20 protein-coding genes and 1 pseudogene are annotated in these 20545 nt (G+C 68.4%); 12 read left to right on the top strand and 9 right to left on the bottom strand.

Annotation, left to right across the window (positions count from 1 at the left end; all coding sequences use genetic code 11):
• The first annotated feature begins 119 nt into the window (after positions 1-119).
• The 5 genes from ACLJRM_RS25355 to ACLJRM_RS25375 are packed head-to-tail and all read left to right on the top strand — an operon-like array spanning position 120 to position 4367.
• A complete protein-coding gene (locus ACLJRM_RS25355) occupies positions 120-1319 on the top strand; it encodes an efflux RND transporter periplasmic adaptor subunit (RefSeq protein ID WP_410664462.1) in 1200 nt (399 codons plus the stop codon).
• Positions 1316-2020, top strand: a complete 705-nt coding sequence (locus ACLJRM_RS25360; RefSeq protein ID WP_410664463.1) for an ABC transporter ATP-binding protein — start codon at positions 1316-1318, stop codon at positions 2018-2020. The genes ACLJRM_RS25355 and ACLJRM_RS25360 overlap by 4 nt, the downstream gene beginning before the upstream one ends.
• On the top strand, positions 2017-3219 hold the full coding sequence (locus ACLJRM_RS25365; RefSeq protein WP_101611946.1) for an ABC transporter permease: 1203 nt from the start codon (positions 2017-2019) through the stop codon (positions 3217-3219). Before ACLJRM_RS25360 ends, ACLJRM_RS25365 begins: the two co-directional genes overlap by 4 nt.
• 8 nt (positions 3220-3227) lie before the next feature.
• The gene (locus tag ACLJRM_RS25370) at positions 3228-3506 is read left to right on the top strand and encodes a hypothetical protein (protein ID WP_410664464.1); all 279 of its coding nucleotides are present in this window, start codon (positions 3228-3230) and stop codon (positions 3504-3506) included.
• A gap of 39 nt (positions 3507-3545) precedes the next feature.
• Positions 3546-4367 (top strand): arylamine N-acetyltransferase family protein, encoded by an 822-nt coding sequence (locus tag ACLJRM_RS25375; RefSeq protein WP_410664465.1) that lies wholly within the window; start codon positions 3546-3548, stop codon positions 4365-4367.
• A 4-nt stretch (positions 4368-4371) separates the two neighbouring features.
• Here the strand turns inward: ACLJRM_RS25375 and ACLJRM_RS25380 are convergent, their stop codons facing one another.
• Positions 4372-4671, bottom strand: a complete 300-nt coding sequence (locus ACLJRM_RS25380) for a GNAT family N-acetyltransferase (protein ID WP_410664466.1) — start codon at positions 4669-4671, stop codon at positions 4372-4374.
• Positions 4668-7445: an EAL domain-containing protein gene (locus tag ACLJRM_RS25385; RefSeq protein WP_410664467.1), complete on the bottom strand. Its 2778-nt coding sequence runs from the start codon at positions 7443-7445 to the stop codon at positions 4668-4670. The genes ACLJRM_RS25380 and ACLJRM_RS25385 overlap by 4 nt, the downstream gene beginning before the upstream one ends.
• Before the next feature lie 246 nt (positions 7446-7691).
• On the opposite strand from ACLJRM_RS25385, the gene ACLJRM_RS25390 reads away from it, so the two are divergent.
• Complete coding sequence (locus ACLJRM_RS25390) at positions 7692-8231, top strand: serine/threonine protein kinase (protein ID WP_101611950.1); 540 nt, start codon at positions 7692-7694, stop codon at positions 8229-8231.
• Here the strand turns inward: ACLJRM_RS25390 and ACLJRM_RS25395 are convergent.
• Positions 8228-9577 (bottom strand): nucleobase:cation symporter-2 family protein, encoded by a 1350-nt coding sequence (locus ACLJRM_RS25395; protein ID WP_410664468.1) that lies wholly within the window; start codon positions 9575-9577, stop codon positions 8228-8230. The genes ACLJRM_RS25390 and ACLJRM_RS25395 overlap by 4 nt on opposite strands.
• 149 nt (positions 9578-9726) lie before the next feature.
• On the opposite strand from ACLJRM_RS25395, the pseudogene ACLJRM_RS25400 reads away from it, so the two are divergent.
• Both ACLJRM_RS25400 and ACLJRM_RS25405 read left to right on the top strand, forming a co-directional pair.
• Positions 9727-10941: pseudogene (locus tag ACLJRM_RS25400) on the top strand (NAD(P)/FAD-dependent oxidoreductase).
• Between the two features lie 183 nt (positions 10942-11124).
• Complete coding sequence (locus ACLJRM_RS25405; protein ID WP_410664469.1) at positions 11125-12084, top strand: hypothetical protein; 960 nt, start codon at positions 11125-11127, stop codon at positions 12082-12084.
• A 94-nt stretch (positions 12085-12178) separates the two neighbouring features.
• Here ACLJRM_RS25405 and gndA read toward each other — a convergent pair whose 3' ends face one another.
• Together gndA and ACLJRM_RS25415 are read right to left on the bottom strand one after the other, a co-directional pair.
• Entirely contained in the window at positions 12179-13618 is a 1440-nt protein-coding gene (gene gndA, locus ACLJRM_RS25410; RefSeq protein ID WP_101611954.1) for an NADP-dependent phosphogluconate dehydrogenase, read from the bottom strand.
• Between the two features lie 324 nt (positions 13619-13942).
• Positions 13943-14851: an MBL fold metallo-hydrolase gene (locus ACLJRM_RS25415; protein WP_410664470.1), complete on the bottom strand. Its 909-nt coding sequence runs from the start codon at positions 14849-14851 to the stop codon at positions 13943-13945.
• A 220-nt stretch (positions 14852-15071) separates the two neighbouring features.
• On the opposite strand from ACLJRM_RS25415, the gene ACLJRM_RS25420 reads away from it, so the two are divergent.
• The 3 genes from ACLJRM_RS25420 to ACLJRM_RS25430 are packed head-to-tail and all read left to right on the top strand — an operon-like array spanning position 15072 to position 17642.
• A complete protein-coding gene (locus ACLJRM_RS25420; protein WP_005163455.1) occupies positions 15072-15929 on the top strand; it encodes a helix-turn-helix domain-containing protein in 858 nt (285 codons plus the stop codon).
• 28 nt (positions 15930-15957) lie between these two features.
• A complete protein-coding gene (locus ACLJRM_RS25425; RefSeq protein ID WP_101611956.1) occupies positions 15958-16779 on the top strand; it encodes an SAM-dependent methyltransferase in 822 nt (273 codons plus the stop codon).
• A 14-nt stretch (positions 16780-16793) separates the two neighbouring features.
• Positions 16794-17642: an SAM-dependent methyltransferase gene (locus ACLJRM_RS25430; protein WP_101611957.1), complete on the top strand. Its 849-nt coding sequence runs from the start codon at positions 16794-16796 to the stop codon at positions 17640-17642.
• Between the two features lie 13 nt (positions 17643-17655).
• Here the strand turns inward: ACLJRM_RS25430 and ACLJRM_RS25435 are convergent, their stop codons facing one another.
• Positions 17656-17922, bottom strand: coding sequence for a hypothetical protein (locus ACLJRM_RS25435; protein WP_168214472.1), 267 nt, complete (start codon positions 17920-17922; stop codon positions 17656-17658).
• A gap of 5 nt (positions 17923-17927) precedes the next feature.
• On the bottom strand, positions 17928-18200 hold the full coding sequence (locus tag ACLJRM_RS25440) for a hypothetical protein (RefSeq protein WP_101611959.1): 273 nt from the start codon (positions 18198-18200) through the stop codon (positions 17928-17930).
• A 352-nt stretch (positions 18201-18552) separates the two neighbouring features.
• Here ACLJRM_RS25440 and ACLJRM_RS25445 point away from each other — a divergent pair, with 352 nt between their 5' ends.
• On the top strand, positions 18553-18807 hold the full coding sequence (locus ACLJRM_RS25445; RefSeq protein ID WP_101611960.1) for a DUF397 domain-containing protein: 255 nt from the start codon (positions 18553-18555) through the stop codon (positions 18805-18807).
• 58 nt (positions 18808-18865) lie between these two features.
• On the opposite strand, the gene ACLJRM_RS25450 is transcribed toward ACLJRM_RS25445, so the two are convergent.
• Together ACLJRM_RS25450 and ACLJRM_RS25455 are read right to left on the bottom strand one after the other, a co-directional pair.
• Positions 18866-19414 carry a hypothetical protein gene (locus tag ACLJRM_RS25450; RefSeq protein WP_101611961.1) on the bottom strand — a complete coding sequence of 183 codons (549 nt, stop codon included), beginning with the start codon at positions 19412-19414 and terminating at the stop codon, positions 18866-18868.
• Positions 19407-20540: a hypothetical protein gene (locus tag ACLJRM_RS25455; protein ID WP_410664471.1), complete on the bottom strand. Its 1134-nt coding sequence runs from the start codon at positions 20538-20540 to the stop codon at positions 19407-19409. The genes ACLJRM_RS25450 and ACLJRM_RS25455 overlap by 8 nt, the downstream gene beginning before the upstream one ends.
• Positions 20541-20545 lie beyond the last annotated feature (5 nt).

A 20545-nucleotide genomic window follows, 5' to 3' on the forward strand; every position in this document is an offset into this window, starting at 1 on the left:
CCTCGATGCACATCGAGGCGGTTTTTTCATGCCCGAGCCCGGATCACCTCGCCCACATCCACAGCTGACACACAGCCCATCAACAGGTCATTGCCAACCAGCGGCAGCAGGGTCGCCGCATGACGCGAGTTCGCCCCTCCAAGGCCTGGGTGATCAACGGTGCCCTGATCGTGCTGCTGGCCGGAGCAGGTTTCGGGATATATCAGGCATTCAGCCCCGAACAGAACACGGCGGAGGCCCAGACCCGCAGCACGCCGGTCCGCCGGGCCACGGTCACCGAGACCGTCTCCGCCGCCGGGACGCTCGCCAGCGGCTACACCGGCACCGCGAACTTCGCGACGGCGGGCAAGGTCGTGTCGATCGACGTGAAGGTCGGCGACGTCGTGTCGGTGGGCCAGAAGCTCGCGACCATCGAGAGCGCTCAGGCCGCGAAGGAGCTTCAGGTCGCGAAGGCGAACCTCTCGGTCGCCCGGGACAACCTTGACACCGCCGAGACGGCGGAGAACACCCCTAGCGCCGGCCAGAACGCCCAAAGCACTCAGAACAGTGTCGCTTCGGCACAGGCCAAGGTGGACCAGGCCGAGCTCGACGTCCAGAACGCGCAGACAGCGCTCGACAACACCACCCTGCACGCGCCCGGCGCGGGGACGGTCACCGCGATCAGCGGCACCGTCGGGCAGCAGTCCTCCAGCGGCTCTTCGGCAAGCTCGCAACTGTCCACCCAGGGCGGGAATTCCAGCGCCACGACGTCGTCCGCTTCCAGCGGCACCGGGTTCATCACCATCACGAACATGACCGACCTGGTCGTCGACACCTCGATCGCCGAGATCGACGTCAGCAAGGTCAAGGCGGGCCAGAAGGCGTCGGTGACGCTGAATTCGTCGCCGGACAAGCCGGTCCAGGCGACCGTCTCCAGCGTCGACCTGACACCGACGACCAGCGGCAGTGTCGTGTCCTACCGCGCGAAGCTGGCGCTGGCCGATCCGCCGGAAGGCCTGCGGCCCGGCCAGTCGGCGAGCGTCGTGGTCACCGTCGCGGAGGCGCAGAACGCGCTGAGCGTGCCCGCCGCCGCGGTGCGGGGGAACGTCGTCACCGTGCAGGAGAACGGCCAGAACGTCCAGCGCCGGGTGCAGGTCGGTCTCCGCGGCGAATCGACGGTGCAGATCACCTCGGGGCTGACCGAGGGGGAGAACGTCGTGCTGACCGCGACGGCCGCCACGGGCACCGCCGGTACCGGGCGGACGGGCGGCACCGGGGGCTTCCCCGGCGGCGGCCAGCGCGGCACCGGTGCCGGGGGCGGATTCGGCGGTCGGGGATGAACCCGGTGATCGCGGTTTCCGGGCTGCGCAAGACCTACGGGGAAGGGGAAACCGCCGTGCACGCGTTGCGCGGCGTCGACCTCGCCATCCTGCCGGGTGAGTACGTCGCGATCATGGGCGCGTCCGGTTCCGGCAAGTCGACGCTGCTGAACATGCTCGGCTGCCTGGACGTGCCGTCCTCGGGCGAGTACCTGCTCGACGGTTTCGGTGTCGGCGAGCTCAACGAACGCCAGCTGGCGTTGCTGCGCAATCGCAAGATCGGCTTCGTCTTCCAGTCGTTCAACCTGGTCCCTCGTACGTCCGCGGTGTCCAATGTGGAGCTTCCTTTGGTCTACAGTGGACTTCGCCGGTCAGTGCGACGCCGGCGCGCGCTCGCCGCGCTGGAGATGGTCGGCCTGTCCGATCGTGCCAAGCACCTGCCCGGCGAGCTGTCCGGCGGGCAGATCCAGCGCGTCGCCGTGGCGCGGGCGCTGGTCACCGGACCCGCGATGCTGCTGGCCGACGAGCCCACCGGCAACCTCGACCGCCGCAGCACCGCGGACGTCCTCGGGGTGTTTGACCGCTTGAACCGGCTCGGCCGCACCATCGTGGTGATCACGCACGAGGACGAGGTCGCCGCGCACGCGCGCCGCGTGATCCGCGTCGACGACGGGCTGATCGTCTCCGAAGAGATGACCGGCGTCGTGGGGGCGACGTCGTGAACTTCCTGGAGATCCTGCGTTTCGCGATCCGCGGTCTCACCGCGAACAAACTGCGGTCGGCGCTCACGACGCTCGGCATCACCATCGGCGTCGCGGCGGTGATCCTGCTCGTCGCGGTGGGAAACGGCGCCTCCGCCGCCATCGCGGCGAGTATCCAGGGACTCGGCACCAACGTCGTCAACGTCTCCCCGGCGCGCGGCGGCGGTCAGAGCGCGACGGCGCGCCCGCTGACGGTGCAGGACGCGCACGCGCTCGTCGACCCGATCGGCGCGCCGGACGTCGAGGCGGCGTCGCCCGTGGTCACCACGACGGCCACCGCGACCCGCGGGCAGACGTCGTACGACATCCCGAGCGTCGTGGGGACCGAACCCGCGTACTTCACCACGACCAACAAGGAGATCGCCGACGGCGCGCTGTTCACCGCCGAGGACGTCACGGCCGCGCGGAAGGTCGTCGTCCTCGGTGCCACGACGGCTCAGGCGATCTTCGGCACGGCCGAGCCGGTCGGCGGGAACGTGTTGCTCGACGGTATCCAGTTCACCGTCGCCGGAGTGCTGAAAGCCCAGGGGAGCACCGGCCCGCAGAACGCCGACGACACCGCCATCGCGCCGATCTCGGCGGTGCAGAACTCCTTGGCGGGCTACGGAAGCCTGAGCCAGATCGCCGTGCAGGCGACCGGCGCGGACTCCGTTTCCCTCGCCCAGGCCGAAATCACCGCGATCCTCGACGCGCGGCACGGGATCCGCGCGGGCGGCACCGCCGACTACCAGATCCAGAACTCCGAGCAACTGCTCGCGACCCGGACGTCGGCCACCGACACGTTCACCGTGCTGCTCGCCGCCGTCGCGGCGATCTCGCTGCTGGTCGGCGGGATCGGCGTCACCAACATCATGCTGGTGACCGTGACCGAACGGATCCGCGAGATCGGCATCCGCAAGGCGGTCGGGGCCCCGCGATCGGCCATCCTCGGCCAGTTCCTCGCCGAGGCGACCATGCTCAGCCTGTTCGGCGGCCTGCTCGGCGTCGCGATCGGACTGATCGGCAGCCGGTTCACCATTTCCGGGATCCAGCCGGTCGTGGTGCCGTCCTCGATCTTCCTCGCCTTCGCGGTCTCCGCCCTGATCGGGCTGTTCTTCGGGGTCTTCCCAGCGAACCGGGCCGCGAAGCTGCGGCCGATCGACGCCCTGCGTCACGAATAGGAGTTCCGATGTCGTCAAAAGAACCGACCGCGGAGGAGATCGTCTCCGGCCCGGCGGTGACCGGTGACCTCCACGGCGAGATGCGCCGCGCCGCGCGGCCGTTCTCGCGGACGACGCAGGTGCTGGCCGGGCTGGTCGTGCTGGCGGCCGTGTTCGCCGGCGGCGCTTGGACGCACGCGGCGTTCGGGTCGGCTCCGGCGCCCGCCAGGCAGGCCGTGACGCCGAACGGCCAAGGGCAGCCGGGCGGGCAAACCGTCCGGTCTGAATCCAGTGAGGCTGGTCGCTGATCTTGACTTCGAGTCAGGTGGAGGTGTCAGGCTCGGGGTATGACACTCGCAGCTGAGCAGGTCGACGAATGGACCGTCGACACCCTCGACCTCGACGCGTACCTCGGCCGGATCGGCCAGGACCGGGCGAAGCCTTCCGCCGACGCGTTGCGTGAACTGGCGAAGGCGCACATCCTCGCCGTTCCGTTCGAGAACGTCGATGTGGTTTTGGGACAGCACAAAGGGATCGCGCTCGACGACGTGATCGGCAAGCTCGTCCGCCGTCATCGCGGCGGCTACTGCTACGAGCACGGAAGCCTCTTCGCCGCGGCCGCCGAGCAACTCGGCTACCCTGTGCGCCGTCTCGTGGCGAGGGTGCAGCCGCAGCGGAACGGGCCGTACACGCATATGACGCTCGCGATCGAGGCCGGCGGCGTCCAGCACCTGGTCGACGTCGGTTTCGGCGCCGGGATGCTGGTGCCGATGCCGCTCGTCGACGGCGCCGTGGTGGATCAGGCTGGCTGGCCGCACCGGCTGGTTCAGGACGGCGACTGGTGGCGCCTGCAGAAAAAGGAGGGCGACGACTGGACCGACCTGCACGCCTTCACGCTCACGCCGATGCACCGGATCGACTACGAGGTGTACCACCACTACACGTCGACGCATCCGCGGTCGCCGTTCACCGGCCGGCTGGTGATCATGCGCTTGGAGGAAGGGCTCAGCCGCAAACTGGTCGGTGAGGAGTTCATTGTCGAGCGCCCGGACGGGACCAAGGAGACCACCGAGATCCCGGCCGACCGGCTCGACGCGACACTGCGCGAGCTGGACGTCGTCCTGACCGAGGACGAACTCGCGAAGCTGCTGACGATCTATCCGGGCTGAGCGGTCAGAGTTCGAATTCCGCGCGCTTGTCCTCGGGGACGAGATCCTCGTACTCGCGGTGCTTCGCGATGAACGAGCGCACGTACGGGCAGTAGGGCAGGACGAACCTGCCCTGCGCCCGGACGTCGTCGAGCGCCGCGGTCACGAGCTTGCCCGCCAGGCCCTGGCCCGCGAAGTCGTCGGAGATCTCGGTGTGCAGGAACAGAATCGCGTCCGGTCGCGTGCGGGTTTCCAGGAATCCGGCGGTCTTCCCGTCCACGACGATGTCGTAGCGGTCTTCTCCGGACTTGATCTCGACACTCATTCAACGGCTCCGAAAACGTCGTCAGGGGGCGCGGGGCGGCCGAGGTGGAAGCCCTGCGCCTGGTCACAGTTCAGCTCACGCAGGACGGTGAGTTGATTTTCGTCTTCGACACCTTCGGCGACGACGATCAGGTCGACGGCGTGCGCCATCGCGATGATGCTCTTGACGATCGCGGCCGCGTCGCGCGATTCCGCGATGCCGGTGACGAAGGTGCGGTCGATCTTGAGCGTGTCGAGCGGGAGCCGTTGCAGCTGCGCGAGCGACGAATAGCCGGTGCCGAAGTCGTCGATCGCCAGCGAGACACCGAGATCGCGCAACGACGTGAGGACTTCGGCGGCCGCGGCCTGATCCCGCATCAGCGCGCTTTCGGTGACTTCCAGGGTCAGCGCGTGCGGCGGGAGCCCCGTGGTCTTCAGCGCGTCCTGCACCGTGGGTACGAGATGCGGGTCGTCCAGCTGCCGGGCCGACAGGTTGACCTTGAGGTTCAGGTCGATACCGAGCTGCTCGCGCCGTTTGGCGATCTCGCGCGTGGTCGTGCGCAGGACGTGCTTGCCGATCAGGTTGATCAGGTCGCTTTCCTCGGCCAGCGGGATGAACTCGGCGGGCGAGATCGTGCCGTGCGCGGGATGTTTCCAGCGCAGCAACGCTTCCACGGCGACCATCTCACCGGATTCGATGTCCACGACAGGCTGGTACGCCGTCCAGAGTTCCTCGTTCTGCAGGGCGTCGCGCAGGTCCTGTTCCATGCGGAGCCGCCGCTGCATCCGTTCGCGCAGCTCGACGTCGAAGAACTCGTACCGCGCGCGGCCGAGCGTTTTCGCCTGGTACATCGCGACATCCGCGTCCCGCAGCAGATCTTCGGCGGTCCGCGTGTCGTCGTTGGCCGCGGTGACGATGCCGATGCTGGCGTCGATGTGCAGCTGCCTGCCGTTGACGGTGATCGGTTCGGTCAGCGCCTCGCGCAGATGCTCGGCCAGCGCCTTGATCTCGCCCGGTTCGGTGATCTCCGCGGTGACGACGACGAATTCGTCACCGCCCAGCCTGCCGACGAGGTCGCTCTCGCCGATTCCCCGGCGCAACCGCTCGCCCGCGATGCGGAGCACCTTGTCGCCGACGGAATGCCCGAGGGAATCGTTGATCACCTTGAACTTGTCGAGATCGATGAACAGCAGCGTGGTCAGCTCGGCGCGGCCCGCGCCGGACAGCGCCTCGGCGAGACTGTCCAGCACCAGCGTCCGGTTCGCGAGTTCGGTGAGCGGATCGTGCGTCGCTTCGTGGGCGAGCCGCTCGCCGATGGCGCGGCGTTCGGTGATGTCGGTGAACGAGGTGACCACCGCGGTGGCCGACGGGTCCTCGGGGGTCAGCAGCCGCGAGGTCAGCGAGATCCAGACGTCGGCGCCGTCGGGCCTGCGCAGCCGCAGCACGAGGCCGTTCTGCGTGACGCGGGTGCGCCGGGTGATCACCGACGGCATCCTGGCTGGTGGGAGGCGGCCCTGCTCGTCGTACAGCTCCAGCGTCACGCACGGGATGCCGATGAGATCGTCGTGGCCGACGCCGATGATCCGGCACGCGGCGGGGTTGGCCGATTCGATGAGCCCGCCGGGACCGATCACGACCACGCCTTCGTCGAGCGACGCGACCACGGTGCTGTAGTGCTGCTCGGCACGCCGCCGGGCCGTCTCGTCGGCGCAGACCAGGACGAACCCGTTGGTCATCTCCGCGGCCGAGATGCGGATGGCCAGGGTCGAGCCGTTGCGGTGACGGTGGGTCGTCTGCATGACGCCGCCCTTGCGCAGCACCGCTTCCGGGTCGAGCGAGGCGCCGACGAGGTCACTGACCGTGCCACCGATCGCTTCGCTCGCCGTCCAGCCGTAGACGTTCTCCGCGGCGGGGTTCCAGCTGGTCACCACGCCGGCGCCGCTGGTCGCGATGATCGCGTCACTGACATGGCTGATCAGCGCGGCCTGATAGCGAAGCGTCGCTTCGGCGGCCTTCTGCGCGCTGATGTCGCGCATGATGACCTGGAAAGCGGGCCTGCCCTCCCAGGTCGTCCGCACGGAAATGCTCTGTACCAGGTATTTCGCGCCGTCGAGGCGGAGCATGACGGTGTCGGTGGGGTCGGTCGACGCGCCCTGGCGATGGAGCGAGGCGATCCTGTCCAGGAGGGCGGGGAGCGACTCGTCGGCGACGAAGTCCATGATCGGCCGCCCGATCAGCTCGGCGGTCGAGGAGGCCCCCAGCGCGGTGACAGCGGCTCTGTTCACGTACGTGACGACGCCGGCTTCGTGGACACAGACCGCGTCGGGACTGAGTTCCACCAAAAGCCGGTAACGGTCAGTGAGATCCTCGAGGGCTTGCCGATTCTCGCGGACGTCGGTCACGTCGGTGGCGATCCCGAGCAGCCCCGACGAGCCGGTCTCGTCGCCGATGGTGCGGGCGCGCAGACGGACCCAGCGGAGTTCGCCCGCCGGATTCCGGAACGACTGCTCGAGCTCGAACTCGCGCCAAGGCGGGGAAGTGCGGGTGCCGGAGGTCAGCGGCGCCACGAGATCGGCCAGCCTGGCTTCGATCTCGGCTTCGGTGAGATCGGCTCCACCCAGCAGGTTCTCCAGTCCGGGCAGCCAAGACAGCGTCTCGCCCCCGAAGTCGTACGACCAGATGGCGGCGTGGTCGCCCGCGAGGCCGAGATCGCCGACCGGCTCGTTCCCGAGCGGTGTGCCTATCGGATGACCGGAATTTCCGGCCCCCGGCACGGCGAGGGCGTCAGCCTCCATGATCCGTCCGAACCCCCTCTTCCGGTGCTGGCACCGTCGATTACACCACCCGCGGAGAGCGCTGTATACGCGAACCGAAGGGCGACCACCGCAGATATGCGCAAAAGCATATGAATACACGCTGTGTGACTGGCACGCGCTAAGGTGTTCCATCGGGTGAATAATTTTTGGTTAACTTCACCCATTCGGCGGTGAGTTGCGGTAAAACTACTGTCCGCTCGTTCCCGGCGTGAAAGGTCTCAGCTAGTGGATGACGACGACGTTTCGGTCGCCGACCTGCTCATTCGCGAGGGCTGGGACGACCACGAGGAGTCACGGGCAAAGTCACGCTGGAGAGTGATCGCGGTGGTGATCGCCGTGGTCGTCGCCTGTGGCACGGCCGCTGTTCTCGTCGGGTTCGACCCGGATCCCGAACAGAATGCGCAGCCGAACAACATCAGCGTCATCGAGATGCCGAAACGCCCTTCGGAAAACCGGGGGGCCGACGCGACGTCCGCGGTCCCGTCCACCGAGACGGTCGAAACCGGCGAGGGTGGTGACGGAGGGACTTCGTCGCAGCCCAGCAGGACGACGTCCAGCCGTCGTGCGTCGAGTTCGGCCACGCCGACCTCCGTCACCCGCGACGATCCGACGACGACACCGACCTCCTCGAACGGGCCGGCGGACCCGCCGCGCACGACCGGGTCCACGGGCGCGCCGCAGCCGCCCAACCCGAATCCGCCGACGCCGCCGTCCACGACGCCTACCGAAGAGTGCAACCTGTGGCCGAAGTGGCTCTGGTGTTAGGGCGCTTTCAGTAGATCCGGCTCCCGGCGCCTGCCGAGGTGGTTGAACAGCAGGTTGAGGGTGAACGCGACGATCGCGGCGACGGTGATCGGGCTGCCGCAGATGGTCTGCAACCACGCCGGGAAGTGCTGGAAGAAGATCGAGTTGCCGAACTGGTTCGTCGAGAAGGCGGGCAGCAGGCCGACGCCGAACGACACCGCGACGATGAAGGTGTTGTGGTTTCCCGAGAACTCCACCTTCTTCAGGTTCTGTACGCCGACCACGGCGACCATCGCGAACATGACCACCGCGACCGCGCCGATCACCGGTTCCGGCACGGCCGCGACGAACGCGCCGACCTTCGGCACCAGGCCCATCAGCACGAGGAGACCGCCCGTCATCGCGACCACCCAGCGGCTGCGTACCCCGGTCATCTGCACGAGGCCGACGTTCTGGGCGAAAGCCGTGTCCGGGAACGAGTTCATCGCGCCGCCGAGGATGGCCGAGAGGCCGTCGGTGGCGAGTCCGCGCGCGAGGTCGGAGTCGGTCGGCGGCCGTCCGGTGATCTCACCGACCGCGACCAGGTCCGCGGTGGATTCGGTGTAGGTCACCAGCATCACGACGCACATCGAGAGCACGGCCGCGATCGGGAAGGTCGGCGGGCCGAAGTGGAACGGCGACGCGAGGCCGAACCAGTCGGCGTCGGCGATGCCCTGGAAGCTCACCAGGCCCATCGGGACGGCCGCGACGAGGCCGATCAGCAGTGCCAGCAGCGGGCCGATCTGGTTCGCGAAGCCGCGCAAGACCCGCGTGAACAGCACGATCACCGCGATCACGCCGAACGTGAGCGCGATGTTCGCGGGTTTCGCGTAGTCCGGCGATCCGGTGTCGTGGCCGGCGATCAGGCCGACTCCGGGGGCGATGAGCGAGATGCCGATGACGACCAGCAGCGTGCCCGAAACCAGCGGCGGGAAGAACCGGATCATCTTCGCGAACGGCTTCGCGATGAGCAGCCCGAACACACCCGACGCGAGCATCGCGCCGTAGACGGCCTGCATGCCGTACTGGGACGCGATCATGATCATCGGGTTGACCACGGTGAACGTCGCGCCCGCGACCACCGGCAACCGGATGCCGAAGATCCTTCCGATCCCGATCGCCTGTATCAGCGTCGCGATCCCCGCGACCAGCAGATCCGCGTTGACCAGCAGCGCGATCGTCGCCGCGTCCAGTTTCAGCGCGCTGCCCACGACGAGCGGGACGGCCACCGAGCCCGCGTACATGATCGACATGTGCTGCAAGCCGAGCAAGGTCAGCTTCGGCAGCGGCGGGCGGGCGTCGACCGGATGGACCTCGGGATGGGTCATGGAACCCCCTCCTCACGTGCGGGAACGCCAGTGGACCGGCAGGGAACGACGGTAGCGCGTCCACCGCGTGAAGATCACGGTGCGAAAGGGCGGTCGAAAGGGCCGGGGGCTGTGTTGAATGGACACCGGGAACAACGGAAGGAGCGCCGATGGAGACCGTCCTCGTCGTAGGGGCCGGGTAGAGCGGGTTCGGAGTCGCGACCTCGCTGCGGGACAAGGGGTTCGCCGGGCGGGTGGTGCTGATCGGTGACGAACCCGGCCTGCCGTACCAACGGCCTCCGCTGTCGAAGGGCTACCTCGCCGGAACCGCGGGCGATGCCCAGCTGCGCCTGCGGCCCGAGGACTTCTTCGCGGAGAAGGGCATCGAACTGATCCCTGGCCGCGTCGCGTCGGTGGATCGTGACGACGCGAAGGTGGTGCTGGAGGACGGGAGCGCCCACGGGTACGACCATCTCGTGCTGGCGACGGGCGCGGTCAATCGCGTGCTTCCCGTCCCTGGGTCCACTTTGGACGGTGTGTTCACGCTGCGCACCAAGGACGACGCCGACGTGTTGCGTGCCGCCTTGGAGAGCGCGGAGAACGTCGTCGTGGTCGGGGGCGGATTCATCGGGCTCGAGTTCGCCGCGCACGCCGGACGGCCTGTGACGATCGTCGAAGCGCAGGACAGGCTGATGGCCCGCGTCGCGACTCCGGAGGTCTCGGCGTACTTCGCCGCCCTGCACGAGGGAGCCGGGCACACGATCCTGCTCGGCAAGGGTGTCGCCGCGTTGCACGGCGACGGCCGGGTGAGCGAGGTGGAACTGAGCGACGGCGTCCGGCTGCCCGCCGATCTGGTGCTGGTCGGGGTCGGCGTGGAGCCGCGAACGCGACTGGCCGAGGAGGCCGGGCTCGCCGTGGCGAACGGCGTCGTCGTCGACGAGCACCTGCGCACGAGCGACCCGAAGATCTCGGCGGTCGGGGACTGCGCGAACTTCCCGTGCGTCCAGGCGGGGACGGCGACGCGGCTGGAGTCGGTGCAGAACGCCGTCGACCAGGGGCGGGCCGCGGCGGCAGCCATCGCGGGCGAACCCGCGCCGTACGACAGCCTGCCGTGGTTCTGGACCGACCAGCTCGGCGCGAAACTGCAGATCGCCGGGATCCTGACCGGGTCCGAGAAGGTCGTCGTGACCGGGGACCGGGAGGGCGGGAAGTTCTCGGTCCTGTCGTTCCGGGACGGCGTGCTCGCCGGTGTCGAGTCGGTGAACCGGCCGCCGGACCACATCGCCGCGCGCCGCCTGTTCGCCGCGGACCCGGCGCCGCGGTTCGAGACGCTGGAGGCCAACGGCTTCGACCTCAAGGCGACCTTCGCGGCTACTCGCGGGTGACGCCTGGGGCTCGGGCCGCGCCGGGCTGAAGGGGCCTTTCCCCGCATCGCATGCGGTGAAAGGCCCCTTCGTCTTATGCGATGCGGGGAAGGGCCCCTTCAGAGTTGTCCACAACACCCCGGTTATCCACAGGTGCGGGAATCGGGGCTGGGCAGGCGTCTCGGCCGGCCCCACGATCGAAGAATGAAAAAAGGATCATGGGGCGACGACCCCGAACTCCTGATGGAGAACAGCGACCACGGCGTCATCCGCGCGATGCGCCTTCAAGAAATGGGGGTCCCTTCGACCACGACGTACCGAAGATGCGGGCCCGGTGGGCCATGGACGAGACTCTTGCCGGGCATCGTCCTTCTCTTCAACGCACCACCGACCCGCGAACAGCAGATCGCCGCGGCGATGCTTTACGGCGGCGAGACCGCTCTGCTCACCGGCGGTGAAGCCTGCCGGGCCTATGGCCTGCGCAATGTGCCCGACACCGGCGACGAGATCCATCTCCTGGTGCCGCACGAGCGGAAGCTGCACAACCAAGGCTTCGTGGTCGTCGAGCGGACGCAACGGATGCCTCGAACGGCGACCCGAGGTGGGCGCCCGCTGGCGGAAGTCACTCGTGCCACTCTCGACGTCTGTCGCAGGCAGACGGAAATCAGGCCCGTCCGGGCTCTGATGAGTGAAGTGGTTCAGCGCGAATACAGCTCCTTCGAGCGGTTGTCCCGGGAACTCGCCCACGGCAGTCAGCGTGGCAGCGCGGTGCCGCGGCATGTGCTCGCGGAGTTGGCCACCGGGCAGGAGTCGATCGCCGAGATCGATGCCCGGCGGGTCTGGGCGCGATCCGGTCTGCCGGAACCGATGTGGAACAAGAAGCTGTACAACGCGGCGGGCGAGTACGTCGCCAAGCCGGACGCCTGGTTCGACAAGGTCGCGCTGGCCTGGGAGGTCGACTCGTTGTCGTTCCATCTCAAGGTCGTGGACGGGTTCGACCGGACCTTGGCGAGGAACGGGCGGTACGCGGCGGCCGGTGTTCTGGTTCTCCAGACCCTGCCGTCACGGCTGCGGACCGAGCCGGACAAGGTGGTCGCCGAGTTGCTGGCCGCTCATGCCGCGGCCGAGGCGAGGGCCCGGCCGGACGTCCGGATCGCCGGTTAGCATCGCCGGTTAGCGAAGGGGCCCTTCACCGCATGCGATGCGGTGAAGGGCCCCTTCGTCTCATGCGATGCGGGGAAAGGCCCCTTCAGCTCCGTCAGGCGGAGGACTCGGGACGGCCGTCGGCCGCCCAAGCGGTGTGGAACGAGCCTTCCCGGTCGACCCGGCGGTACGTGTGAGCACCGAAGAAGTCCCGCTGTCCCTGCACCAGGGCTGCGGGGAGCCGCTCCGCGCGCAGGCCGTCGTAGTAGGCCAGCGCGGTCGAGAAGCCCGGGGTCGGGATGCCGAGCCGCACCGCGGTGGAGATCACCGAACGCCAGGAGTCCTGGGCGTCCTCGACGGCCTTGCGGAAGCCCCCGGACGTCAGGAGCGTCGGCAGCCCGGGCTCTTCGGCGTACGCGGCGGTGATGTCGTTCAGGAACTTCGCGCGGATGATGCAGCCACCGCGCCAGATGGACGCGACCTTGCCGAGGTCGATGTCCCAGCCGTATTCGGCGCCGCCCGCCTGGATCTGGTTGAAGCCCTGGGCGTACGCCACCACCTTCGACGCGTAGAGCGCCTGCTCGACGTCATCCGCGAAGGTGTCCAAAGCGGACCCCGTCAGCGGAGTACGCGAAGGGCCGCCGAGACCACGGGAGGCCTCACGCAGGTTCGACGAACCGGACAGCGACCGCGCGAAGACGGCTTCGGCGATCCCGCTGATCGGCACGCCCAGGTCCAGTCCGATTTGGACGGTCCAGCGGCCGGTGCCCTTCTGCTCCGCCTGGTCCGCCACGACGTCGACGAACGGCTTGCCGGAGGCGGCGTCGGTGTGGGCCAGCACCTGCGAGGTGATCTCGATCAGGTACGAGTCCAGCCGTCCGGAGTTCCACGTTTGGAAGACCTCGGCGATCTCGGCGGGGGAGTAACCGCCCGCGCCGCGCAGCAGATCGAACGATTCGGCGATCAACTGCATGTCGGCGTACTCGATGCCGTTGTGCACCATCTTCACGAAGTGCCCGGCGCCGTCCGCGCCCACGTGCGTGCAGCACGGTTCGCCGTCGACCTTCGCCGAGATGTCCTCGAACAGCGGCCCGAGCGACTGATACGACTCTTTGGACCCGCCCGGCATGATGCTCGGCCCGTGCAGCGCGCCCTCCTCGCCGCCGGACACACCGGTGCCGACGAAGTGGATGCCCTTCTCGCGCAGCGCGGCTTCGCGGCGCCGGGTGTCCGCGAAGTGCGCGTTGCCCGCGTCGACGATCACGTCGCCCTTCTCCAGGAGCGGGACGAACTCGTCGATCACGGCGTCCGTCGGCGCACCGGCCTTGACCATGATCACGACCTGGCGCGGCCGCTCCAGCGCGTCGACGAACGCCTGCGCCGAATACGCCGGGATGAAGTCGCCTTCGTCGCCGAACTGCTCGACGAGTTCCTTCGTCCGCTTCTCGGAGCGGTTGTGCAGGGCCACCGTGTGCCCGTGCCTCGCCAGGTTCCTGGCCAGGTTGCGGCCCATGACCGCCAGACCGGTGACCCCGATGCTCGCCTTCTTGCTCATCCGCACCCTTCCGCTTCGATTCCCTTGCCGAGCCTATCCCCGTTGAGGGATACGGCGCCGGGGCGAGAAGGGATCAAACGCGAGTTGTCCACAAGTGGGCAGGCCTGTGGACAACTCGGCTCGACGACCCCTCACCGGGGGTGGGTACCGATACGCTGGGTTCGGGGCCGTCCCCCAGGGACGGGTGGGGGGCTGGGGTTCGGGCGTGCGGGATTTCCGGGGTGTCGCGAAAGCCACTTTCGGGACGTCTGATGTCGCGAAAGTGGCTTTCGCGACATCCGGGTCCGGGAGGGCGGGGGGTCGCCAGAGGAAGCCCGGTGCGCGTCAGGAGAAGCACCGGATCGGGGCACCGTTATAGGTGACCATGTCCGCCATGGCCGCCCCCAGGTCGATCGGCGCGCCCCACTCGAGGCCGTCCAGTTCGGCGTAGGCCCGGTGCAGGTTCGCCGGCAGCCGTTCCTGTTCGGACAGTGCGCCGTAGGGCCCCAGATCGGCTTCCCGGGCGGCCTGGAGCGGGGTCAGGCCCGCGGCCTTCCCCTTCGAAGCGAGTTTCTGCAGGAAACCCAGGTAGCCGTCGACGACGTCGATCGCCTCGGGCCCGCACACCGGGCCGTGGCCCGGCACGATCGTCACCGGTTCCAGTTCGCGCACCAGGTCCAGGGCCTTCCTCCAGCCCGCGGGCGAGCCCATCAGCGCGAACGGGCTGCCACCGTTGAAGATCAGATCTCCGACGAACAGCACCCGCCGCTCCGGCAGCCAGACCAGCACGTCGTTGGTGGTGTGCGCGGCGTGTCCAGGATGGATCAGTTCCAGCCGGACGTCGCCGGCGTGCACGGTCAGCCGGTCGTCGAACAGCACTTCCGGCGGCCGCAGCTCCAGATGACCCCAGTCGCTCCCGGTGAACGCGTTCCCGTAGGTGTTGATCCCGGTCGCGACCATCACTTCGCGCGTCTTCCGGTGCCCGATGATCGTCGCGCCGGCCGCCAGGTAATTCCCGTTCGTGTGATCGCCGTGGTGATGCGTATTGACCACAGTGGTCACCGGCGCGCCGCCGGTCGACACCGCCGTCTCCAGCAGGGCGCGCGTGCGCCGTTCGGTCGAGCAGGTGTCGATGACCACGGTGTGGTCCCCCGCGGCGACGAAGCCGCAGTTGTTGATCCACCACGAACCGTCGGGCTGCACGTAGCCGAAGACACCGTCGGAGACCTGCCGGGCGAAGGGGGATTGGTCCACTCGGTCACTATGCCCGACGAACGTGCCCGAAATGTGACGAGATCGTTCCGCCACCAGGGTGACGTACCAGGTGACTGGTGTTTTCGGCCGTTTCCTGGAACGCTGCGCAATGTCATCATCGAACCCCGCAAGGTGAAGTACCCTGGGTGGGTTCGAGTATTCGCGCGCAGGACGGCGGGGAGCCGCTGTCCTGGCTATGTGGTCCGGGAGAGCAAGGCTGATGGCCAGCACCGTCACCTCGCGCCGGAAGCAGCTCGGGAACGAGCTCCGGCATGCCCGCAACGCCGCGCGGATGACACAGCAACAGGTCGCCGAGGTTCTCGGCTGCACCCAGGGCAAGGTCAACAAGATCGAGTCCGGTGCCGTCGGGGTCAAGCTCGGGGATGTGCGATCGATGCTGAACGCGTTCGGGATCAACGGCGACGAGGCCGACACGCTGATGAACCTGGCCCGCGCCGCGGCCGGGCAGCGCGGCCACTGGTCCGGTTACCGATCCGTGGTGCCGCACTGGTTCCGCACCTTCACCGACCTCGAACCCGCCGCCGCGGAGATCCTCACCTGGCACGGCGAGCGCATCCCCGGCCCGTTGCAGTCCGAGCACTACATGCTCAAGCAGTTCACCGAAGCGGGCGCCACCGACGTCACCTCGTTGGTGCGTAACCGGCTGGACCGCAAAGCCGTCTTCGAGCAACAACAGCCGCCCTACTATCGGTTCATCATCAGCGAAGGCGCCCTGCGCCGCGCTCCCGGCGGTTCCGCCCCGGCGGTGATGCTGGACCAGGTCGAGCATCTGCTGGCCCTGGACAAGCATCCGCGCGTGTATGTGCACGTCCTGCCGTTCGGCGCGCGGCTCGCCGCGGTGCCCAACGACTTCACCATCATGCGTTTTCCCGACCGCACCAGGGATTTCGTCTACATCGAACACTCCGCGGGCGGGTTGTACCTCGACGACGTCAAGGACTTCAACATTTTCGTCGACTCTTGGGACCGCCTGCGCGGCGCCGCGCTGGAACGCCAGGAGACCCGGCAGTTCCTCAAGGAACTCGCCGAGCTGTACCGCAATCAGATGCAATCCTGAGGAAGAACGCCGTCCCTTGGGTAGGGTCATGCGCGTGGACCCGCAGTTCCTGCCCGAAGGTGTCGACCTCGAGCGGCCCAACGCCGCGCGGATCTACGACTGGGCCCTCGGCGGAACCGCCAACTGGGCGGTGGACAGGGAATTCGGCGAGCAACTCGTCAAGGCCTTCCCGCTCATCCGTGCCCTCGCCAGGGCCAACCGCGCCTTCCTCGGCCGCGCGGTACGGCACTGCGCCGAGCACGGGGTGAACCAATTCGTCGACCTCGGTTCCGGTGTGCCGACGGTCGGCAACGTCCACGAGATCGCCGGAGAGGCCGACGGTGACAGCCGCTGCGTGTACGTCGACAACGAACCGGTCGCCGTCGCGCACGCCAGGATCCTGCTGGAGAAGAACGGCGACCCCGCCCGGCACGCGGTGATCGGCGCCGACCTGCGCGACGCGGACGACGTCTGGGAACGCGCCTTCGACACAGGCGTGCTCGACCCGGCGAAACCGGTCGCCCTGCTCACCGTCGCGGTCCTGCATTTCGTGCCGAACCCCGGCCTGGCCCCCGTCATCGCGCGGTACCGCGAACTGCTGCCCGCAGGTTCGTTCTACGGTCTTTCCCACGTCACGATGTCCGGCGTGGAAGGCGCCGAGCTGGAACAGATCCAGCGCGTCGTGAAGCAGTACGAACAGTCGAGTACGCCGGCGTCCTTCCGCGACGAGGAGGAGATCCTCGGCTTCTTCGGGGATTTCGACCTCGTGGCACCCGGCCTGGTCCCGGTCGGCGCATGGCGGCTGGACGACCCCGGCTCGCCTACGCTTAACTGCGCCATCGGCGGGGTCGCCCGCAAACCCGCTTTCTGACGAGGTGTGACGGTATGACGACGCAGCAGGACCCCGAAGCCCCCGAAGGTGTCGACCTCGAACGACCCAACGTGGCCAGGGTGTACGACTGGTTCCTCGGCGGTTCGGCCAACTGGGCCATCGACCGCGAGTTCGGCGCGCAGGTGCTCAAGCAGTTCCCGGAGGTCAAGACGTTCGCCAGGGTCGGGCGCGACTTCCTCGGCCGCGGCGTGGGATACCTGGCGCGCCAGGGGATCACCCAGTTCCTCGACATCGGCTCCGGCGTGCCCACCGTCGGCAACGTCCACCAGATCGCGAGCGCGATCAACCCGGAGTCCCGCGTCGTCTACATCGACATCGAACCGGTCGCCGTCGCGCATTCCCAGCTGCTCCTGGAACGTGAGGGCCTGCTCGGACGGCACGCGGTCCTGCAGGGCGACGTGCGGGATCCCGCCGACATCTGGAAGCGCGCCCTCGAAACCGGGGTGCTCGACCCCCGGCAGCCGATCGGGCTGGTCCTGGTCGGCCTGCTGTACTTCCTCGGCCCGGACGAACCCGTCCACGAGATGGTCCAGCGCTACATCGACCTGCTGCCGTCGGGTTCGTACTTCCTGTCCTCGCACTTGACCGAGGACGGCGTCACCCGCAAGGAGGGTGACAACCGGGAGAACGTCCAGGAGCTCTACAAGAAGACGAGCGCGCCGTTCCACCTGCGCTCCCGCGCGGAGTTCGCCTCGTTCTTCGACGGACTGGAGATGGTGGAGCCGGGGATCGACTGGATGGCCGCCTGGCATCTGGACGAAGCGGCGTCCCGCGCGAGCGACAGGTTCGCCGACGACCCGACCTTCACCGGTGGTCTCGGCGGGCTGGGCCGCAAGCCCTGAGCGCTTCGAGTGATCAGGCCCGGCCGGTCAGATGCCCGATCAAGGGCGAAAGCTCGAACTGGCCTTCGAGCGGCCGTCCGGTCCTGATCAGATCCCGGTGCGCGCCGCGCTTGCCGGGGAAATCCACTTCGGAGTTCCACGGCGGCTGCTTGCGCAGCGGCGCCTGGATGAGGCTGAAACCGAACCGCTGACGCAGTTCGAGACCGATGTTGCGGCGCTTCGCCGAAGCCAGGCGTTCGTCCTCACGGCGGAACAACAACGTGGTGAGGCGGACGGCCATCGCGGTCACACCCCCCGGCTCGGCCGCGGCAACCGCGTCTGGTCGGCCGAACCGGCCAGGCCGAGACAACGCTCACAGGGCATCCCCGAACCGACGGGGATCCATTCCAGGTGGTCGTAAGGCATCGCCGCGCCGCAACGGGCGTGCAGGAATTCGGGGTGAGAACCCCCCGAGTGCAGGTCGAAAAGATGCGCGGAGCGGCGGCTTTCGCCCGCCGTTCCGGCCATGAGCCTGCCGACGGCGAGTACCGTCGCCGGCATGGTGTCTTGAATGATCACGCTGATCCTCCCCCACGAGGTCGGCGGTGGGTGGTCATGCGCCGCGGGGTGTGGTGCCCCTGCCGGTCACCTGCCGTCGGTGCCCCGCTGGAACGGTGAAACCCCTGCTGAACGCCACCCGGTGACAACTGTCGCCGAGGTCGATCCATACTGCGAGCGATTCACCAACAACCGAGCCCCGGCCGCTGCGATTAATCCTACTCCTGGAATAATCTTCATGTCGAGGGTGGGCGGAGTTGATCACCCACTTGGCCGTGCGGGATAGTCCCGTTGAGGCAGGGAGAAGCTGGGGCCGTGACGGTTCGCGCAGGTCGCGACTCGCACCCCCGACCGACGTTCGGAGGTACGACCAATGGCCGATTATCCATCGGCGGCGGATTACGATCCGACCACGGCCGTGTCGCTGTTCGACGACGCAGCTTGGGAGAAGTCCTTCGCGAGTGAGCCCAACGGCGGGAACTGTGTCGAGGTCAACCTGGGCAGGGAAGGCCTGGTGGGGGTGCGTGACACCAAACTGGCCGCGAGTCCTGTCTTCGTCTTCGATGCCGGTGAGTGGAACGCCTTCCTCACGGCGGTCAAGGCCGGACAGTTCGATTTGAGCCCATGACGAAAGGCTCGCGTGCCCATCGGGACACGCGAGCCATCCGATCTTCGGCCACTTCGAGTCACACCGTCGCCGGGAGCCCGTTGCCCCGCAACCTGAGTTTGGTGCGCCGCCAGGCGACGGTGATCAGGACGGCGAGCACGATCAGCGGGATCAGACTGATCGACCAGCTCACCGCCATCGGCGGCCCCGGCTGTTCGAGCACCGTCAGATCGCGGAGTTCCCCCGCGCCCTTGCCCGCGGGCCCGTCGATCTCGAACCGGAACGTCCACGAGCCCTCGGTCTGCAGGGCGCGGATGTCCAGCCCCCACACCTCCAGCTTCCGAGGATGCTTCGCCAGCGGCTGCGGACGGCCCAGCCGCCCGGTCTCCGGATTGAGGAACGCGAGCGTCCCCGACTTCCCGGCGATCCCGTCGTCCGGGATGAACGTGAAGTCCAGCGATTGCATGGCGCGCAACGGCCACGTGCTGAACCCGACCGTCATCCCGTACGGGCCGACCTGCACGCGTTCGGTGTGGACGATGTTCACCGGCTCGTAGGCGTTCGCCGCGGGGGTGGTCGCGAACAGCAATCCGATCGCCGCCGCCAGCGCCAGCAGTGTCTTACGCATGCGCGTTGTCCTCCTTCGCCGGCGCCAGCAGCCCCAGCATCCCGCCGAACCGCCACCCGGCGAACCCGCCGAGCAGCCCGAACACCGCGCCGACGGCGCCCGTCGCGAACACGACCGGCCAGTCGACCGAGGCGGCCCCGTAGACGATCGCGTTCTGGATCGGCATCGACGCGCCGACCAGAAGACCGCCGATTCCGCCTGCCAGCACCGAAACGCGGCCCGCGGACCAGCCGCGCCGCGAAAGCAGGTAGACCGCTTCGAGCACGGCCGCGATCGGCAGCAGCGCCATCGGCATCATCGCGGGCATCGCGGGCACACCGTCGATGTAATCCCGCATCGGCAGTCCGACGGCGCCCGCGTACGCCTCCGCGGCCCACGGCGAGAACCACCAGGTGATCGCCTGGATGACCGCCAGCGACGCGGCCACCCGGACCGCTCCGCCCGGCCGCCGCCAGAATCCGGCGCCCGCCGAGACCAGCAGCACCGAAAGCAGCGCGATCCCCACGGAGATGACGTCGACCAGGTCGACGTCGATCTGCTGCAGCCCCAGCACGGTGACCGTGCTGAACGCGATCAGCACGCCGAGGGTGCCGACGACGCCGAGGGCGCCCCAGCGATGTTCCCGCGCGGCCGCGAACACCATGACCGTGCCGATGATGCTCAGCGTGATCGACAGCAGCAGCCCGATGTGCGGCGGCGAGTCGATCACGGCGTCGAAGCCGTACAGGCCGTGCCACCACTGGTCCCACAGGCCGTACAGCAGGAACATCGCCGCACCGGTCCCGGTCACCAGGTAGCCGGCGGGCGCGGCGAAGACCTTGCCGAAGACGTTGATCGCGCGGCCGCCGACCCGGGCGTCGACCTGGCGGCCCGCCCGGCGCGCGGCCGTGGTCATCAGCACGACCACGAGGCTCGCGAGCCCGGAGATCGCGCTGCCCGAATACAGGAACAGATGCGGCAACGTGAAGAACGTGTCCGGGCCGACGTCGCCGTGCCACTGGATGTCCCAGGTCAGCCCGATCAGCGAGATCACCGACCCGGCCAGCACGGTGCCCGCCGGGAACAGTCCGGTGCGTTCACTTCGTGCCACCGAGGCGACCCTCGCCCCTCCCGCGGTGAGATCCATACCCC

The sequence above is a fragment of the Amycolatopsis sp. lyj-84 genome (assembly GCF_046549075.1).
Taxonomy (GTDB): Bacteria; Actinomycetota; Actinomycetes; order Mycobacteriales; family Pseudonocardiaceae; genus Amycolatopsis.

Bases quoted from the DNA above. Each gene is read 5' to 3' on its own strand.
- ACLJRM_RS25355 (WP_410664462.1), top strand. From the start codon at position 120: ATGACGCGAGTTCGCCCCTCCAAGGCCTGGGTGATCAACGGTGCCCTG.
- ACLJRM_RS25360 (WP_410664463.1), top strand. From the start codon at position 1,316: ATGAACCCGGTGATCGCGGTTTCCGGGCTGCGCAAGACCTACGGGGAA.
- ACLJRM_RS25370 (WP_410664464.1), top strand. From the start codon at position 3,228: ATGTCGTCAAAAGAACCGACCGCGGAGGAGATCGTCTCCGGCCCGGCG.
- ACLJRM_RS25375 (WP_410664465.1), top strand. From the start codon at position 3,546: ATGACACTCGCAGCTGAGCAGGTCGACGAATGGACCGTCGACACCCTC.
- ACLJRM_RS25380 (WP_410664466.1), bottom strand. From the start codon at position 4,671: ATGAGTGTCGAGATCAAGTCCGGAGAAGACCGCTACGACATCGTCGTG.
- ACLJRM_RS25385 (WP_410664467.1), bottom strand. From the start codon at position 7,445: ATGGAGGCTGACGCCCTCGCCGTGCCGGGGGCCGGAAATTCCGGTCAT.
- ACLJRM_RS25395 (WP_410664468.1), bottom strand. From the start codon at position 9,577: ATGACCCATCCCGAGGTCCATCCGGTCGACGCCCGCCCGCCGCTGCCG.
- ACLJRM_RS25405 (WP_410664469.1), top strand. From the start codon at position 11,125: ATGAAAAAAGGATCATGGGGCGACGACCCCGAACTCCTGATGGAGAAC.
- gndA (WP_101611954.1), bottom strand. From the start codon at position 13,618: ATGAGCAAGAAGGCGAGCATCGGGGTCACCGGTCTGGCGGTCATGGGC.
- ACLJRM_RS25420 (WP_005163455.1), top strand. From the start codon at position 15,072: ATGGCCAGCACCGTCACCTCGCGCCGGAAGCAGCTCGGGAACGAGCTC.
- ACLJRM_RS25425 (WP_101611956.1), top strand. From the start codon at position 15,958: ATGCGCGTGGACCCGCAGTTCCTGCCCGAAGGTGTCGACCTCGAGCGG.
- ACLJRM_RS25430 (WP_101611957.1), top strand. From the start codon at position 16,794: ATGACGACGCAGCAGGACCCCGAAGCCCCCGAAGGTGTCGACCTCGAA.
- ACLJRM_RS25435 (WP_168214472.1), bottom strand. From the start codon at position 17,922: ATGGCCGTCCGCCTCACCACGTTGTTGTTCCGCCGTGAGGACGAACGC.
- ACLJRM_RS25445 (WP_101611960.1), top strand. From the start codon at position 18,553: ATGGCCGATTATCCATCGGCGGCGGATTACGATCCGACCACGGCCGTG.
- ACLJRM_RS25450 (WP_101611961.1), bottom strand. From the start codon at position 19,414: ATGCGTAAGACACTGCTGGCGCTGGCGGCGGCGATCGGATTGCTGTTC.
- ACLJRM_RS25455 (WP_410664471.1), bottom strand. From the start codon at position 20,540: ATGGATCTCACCGCGGGAGGGGCGAGGGTCGCCTCGGTGGCACGAAGT.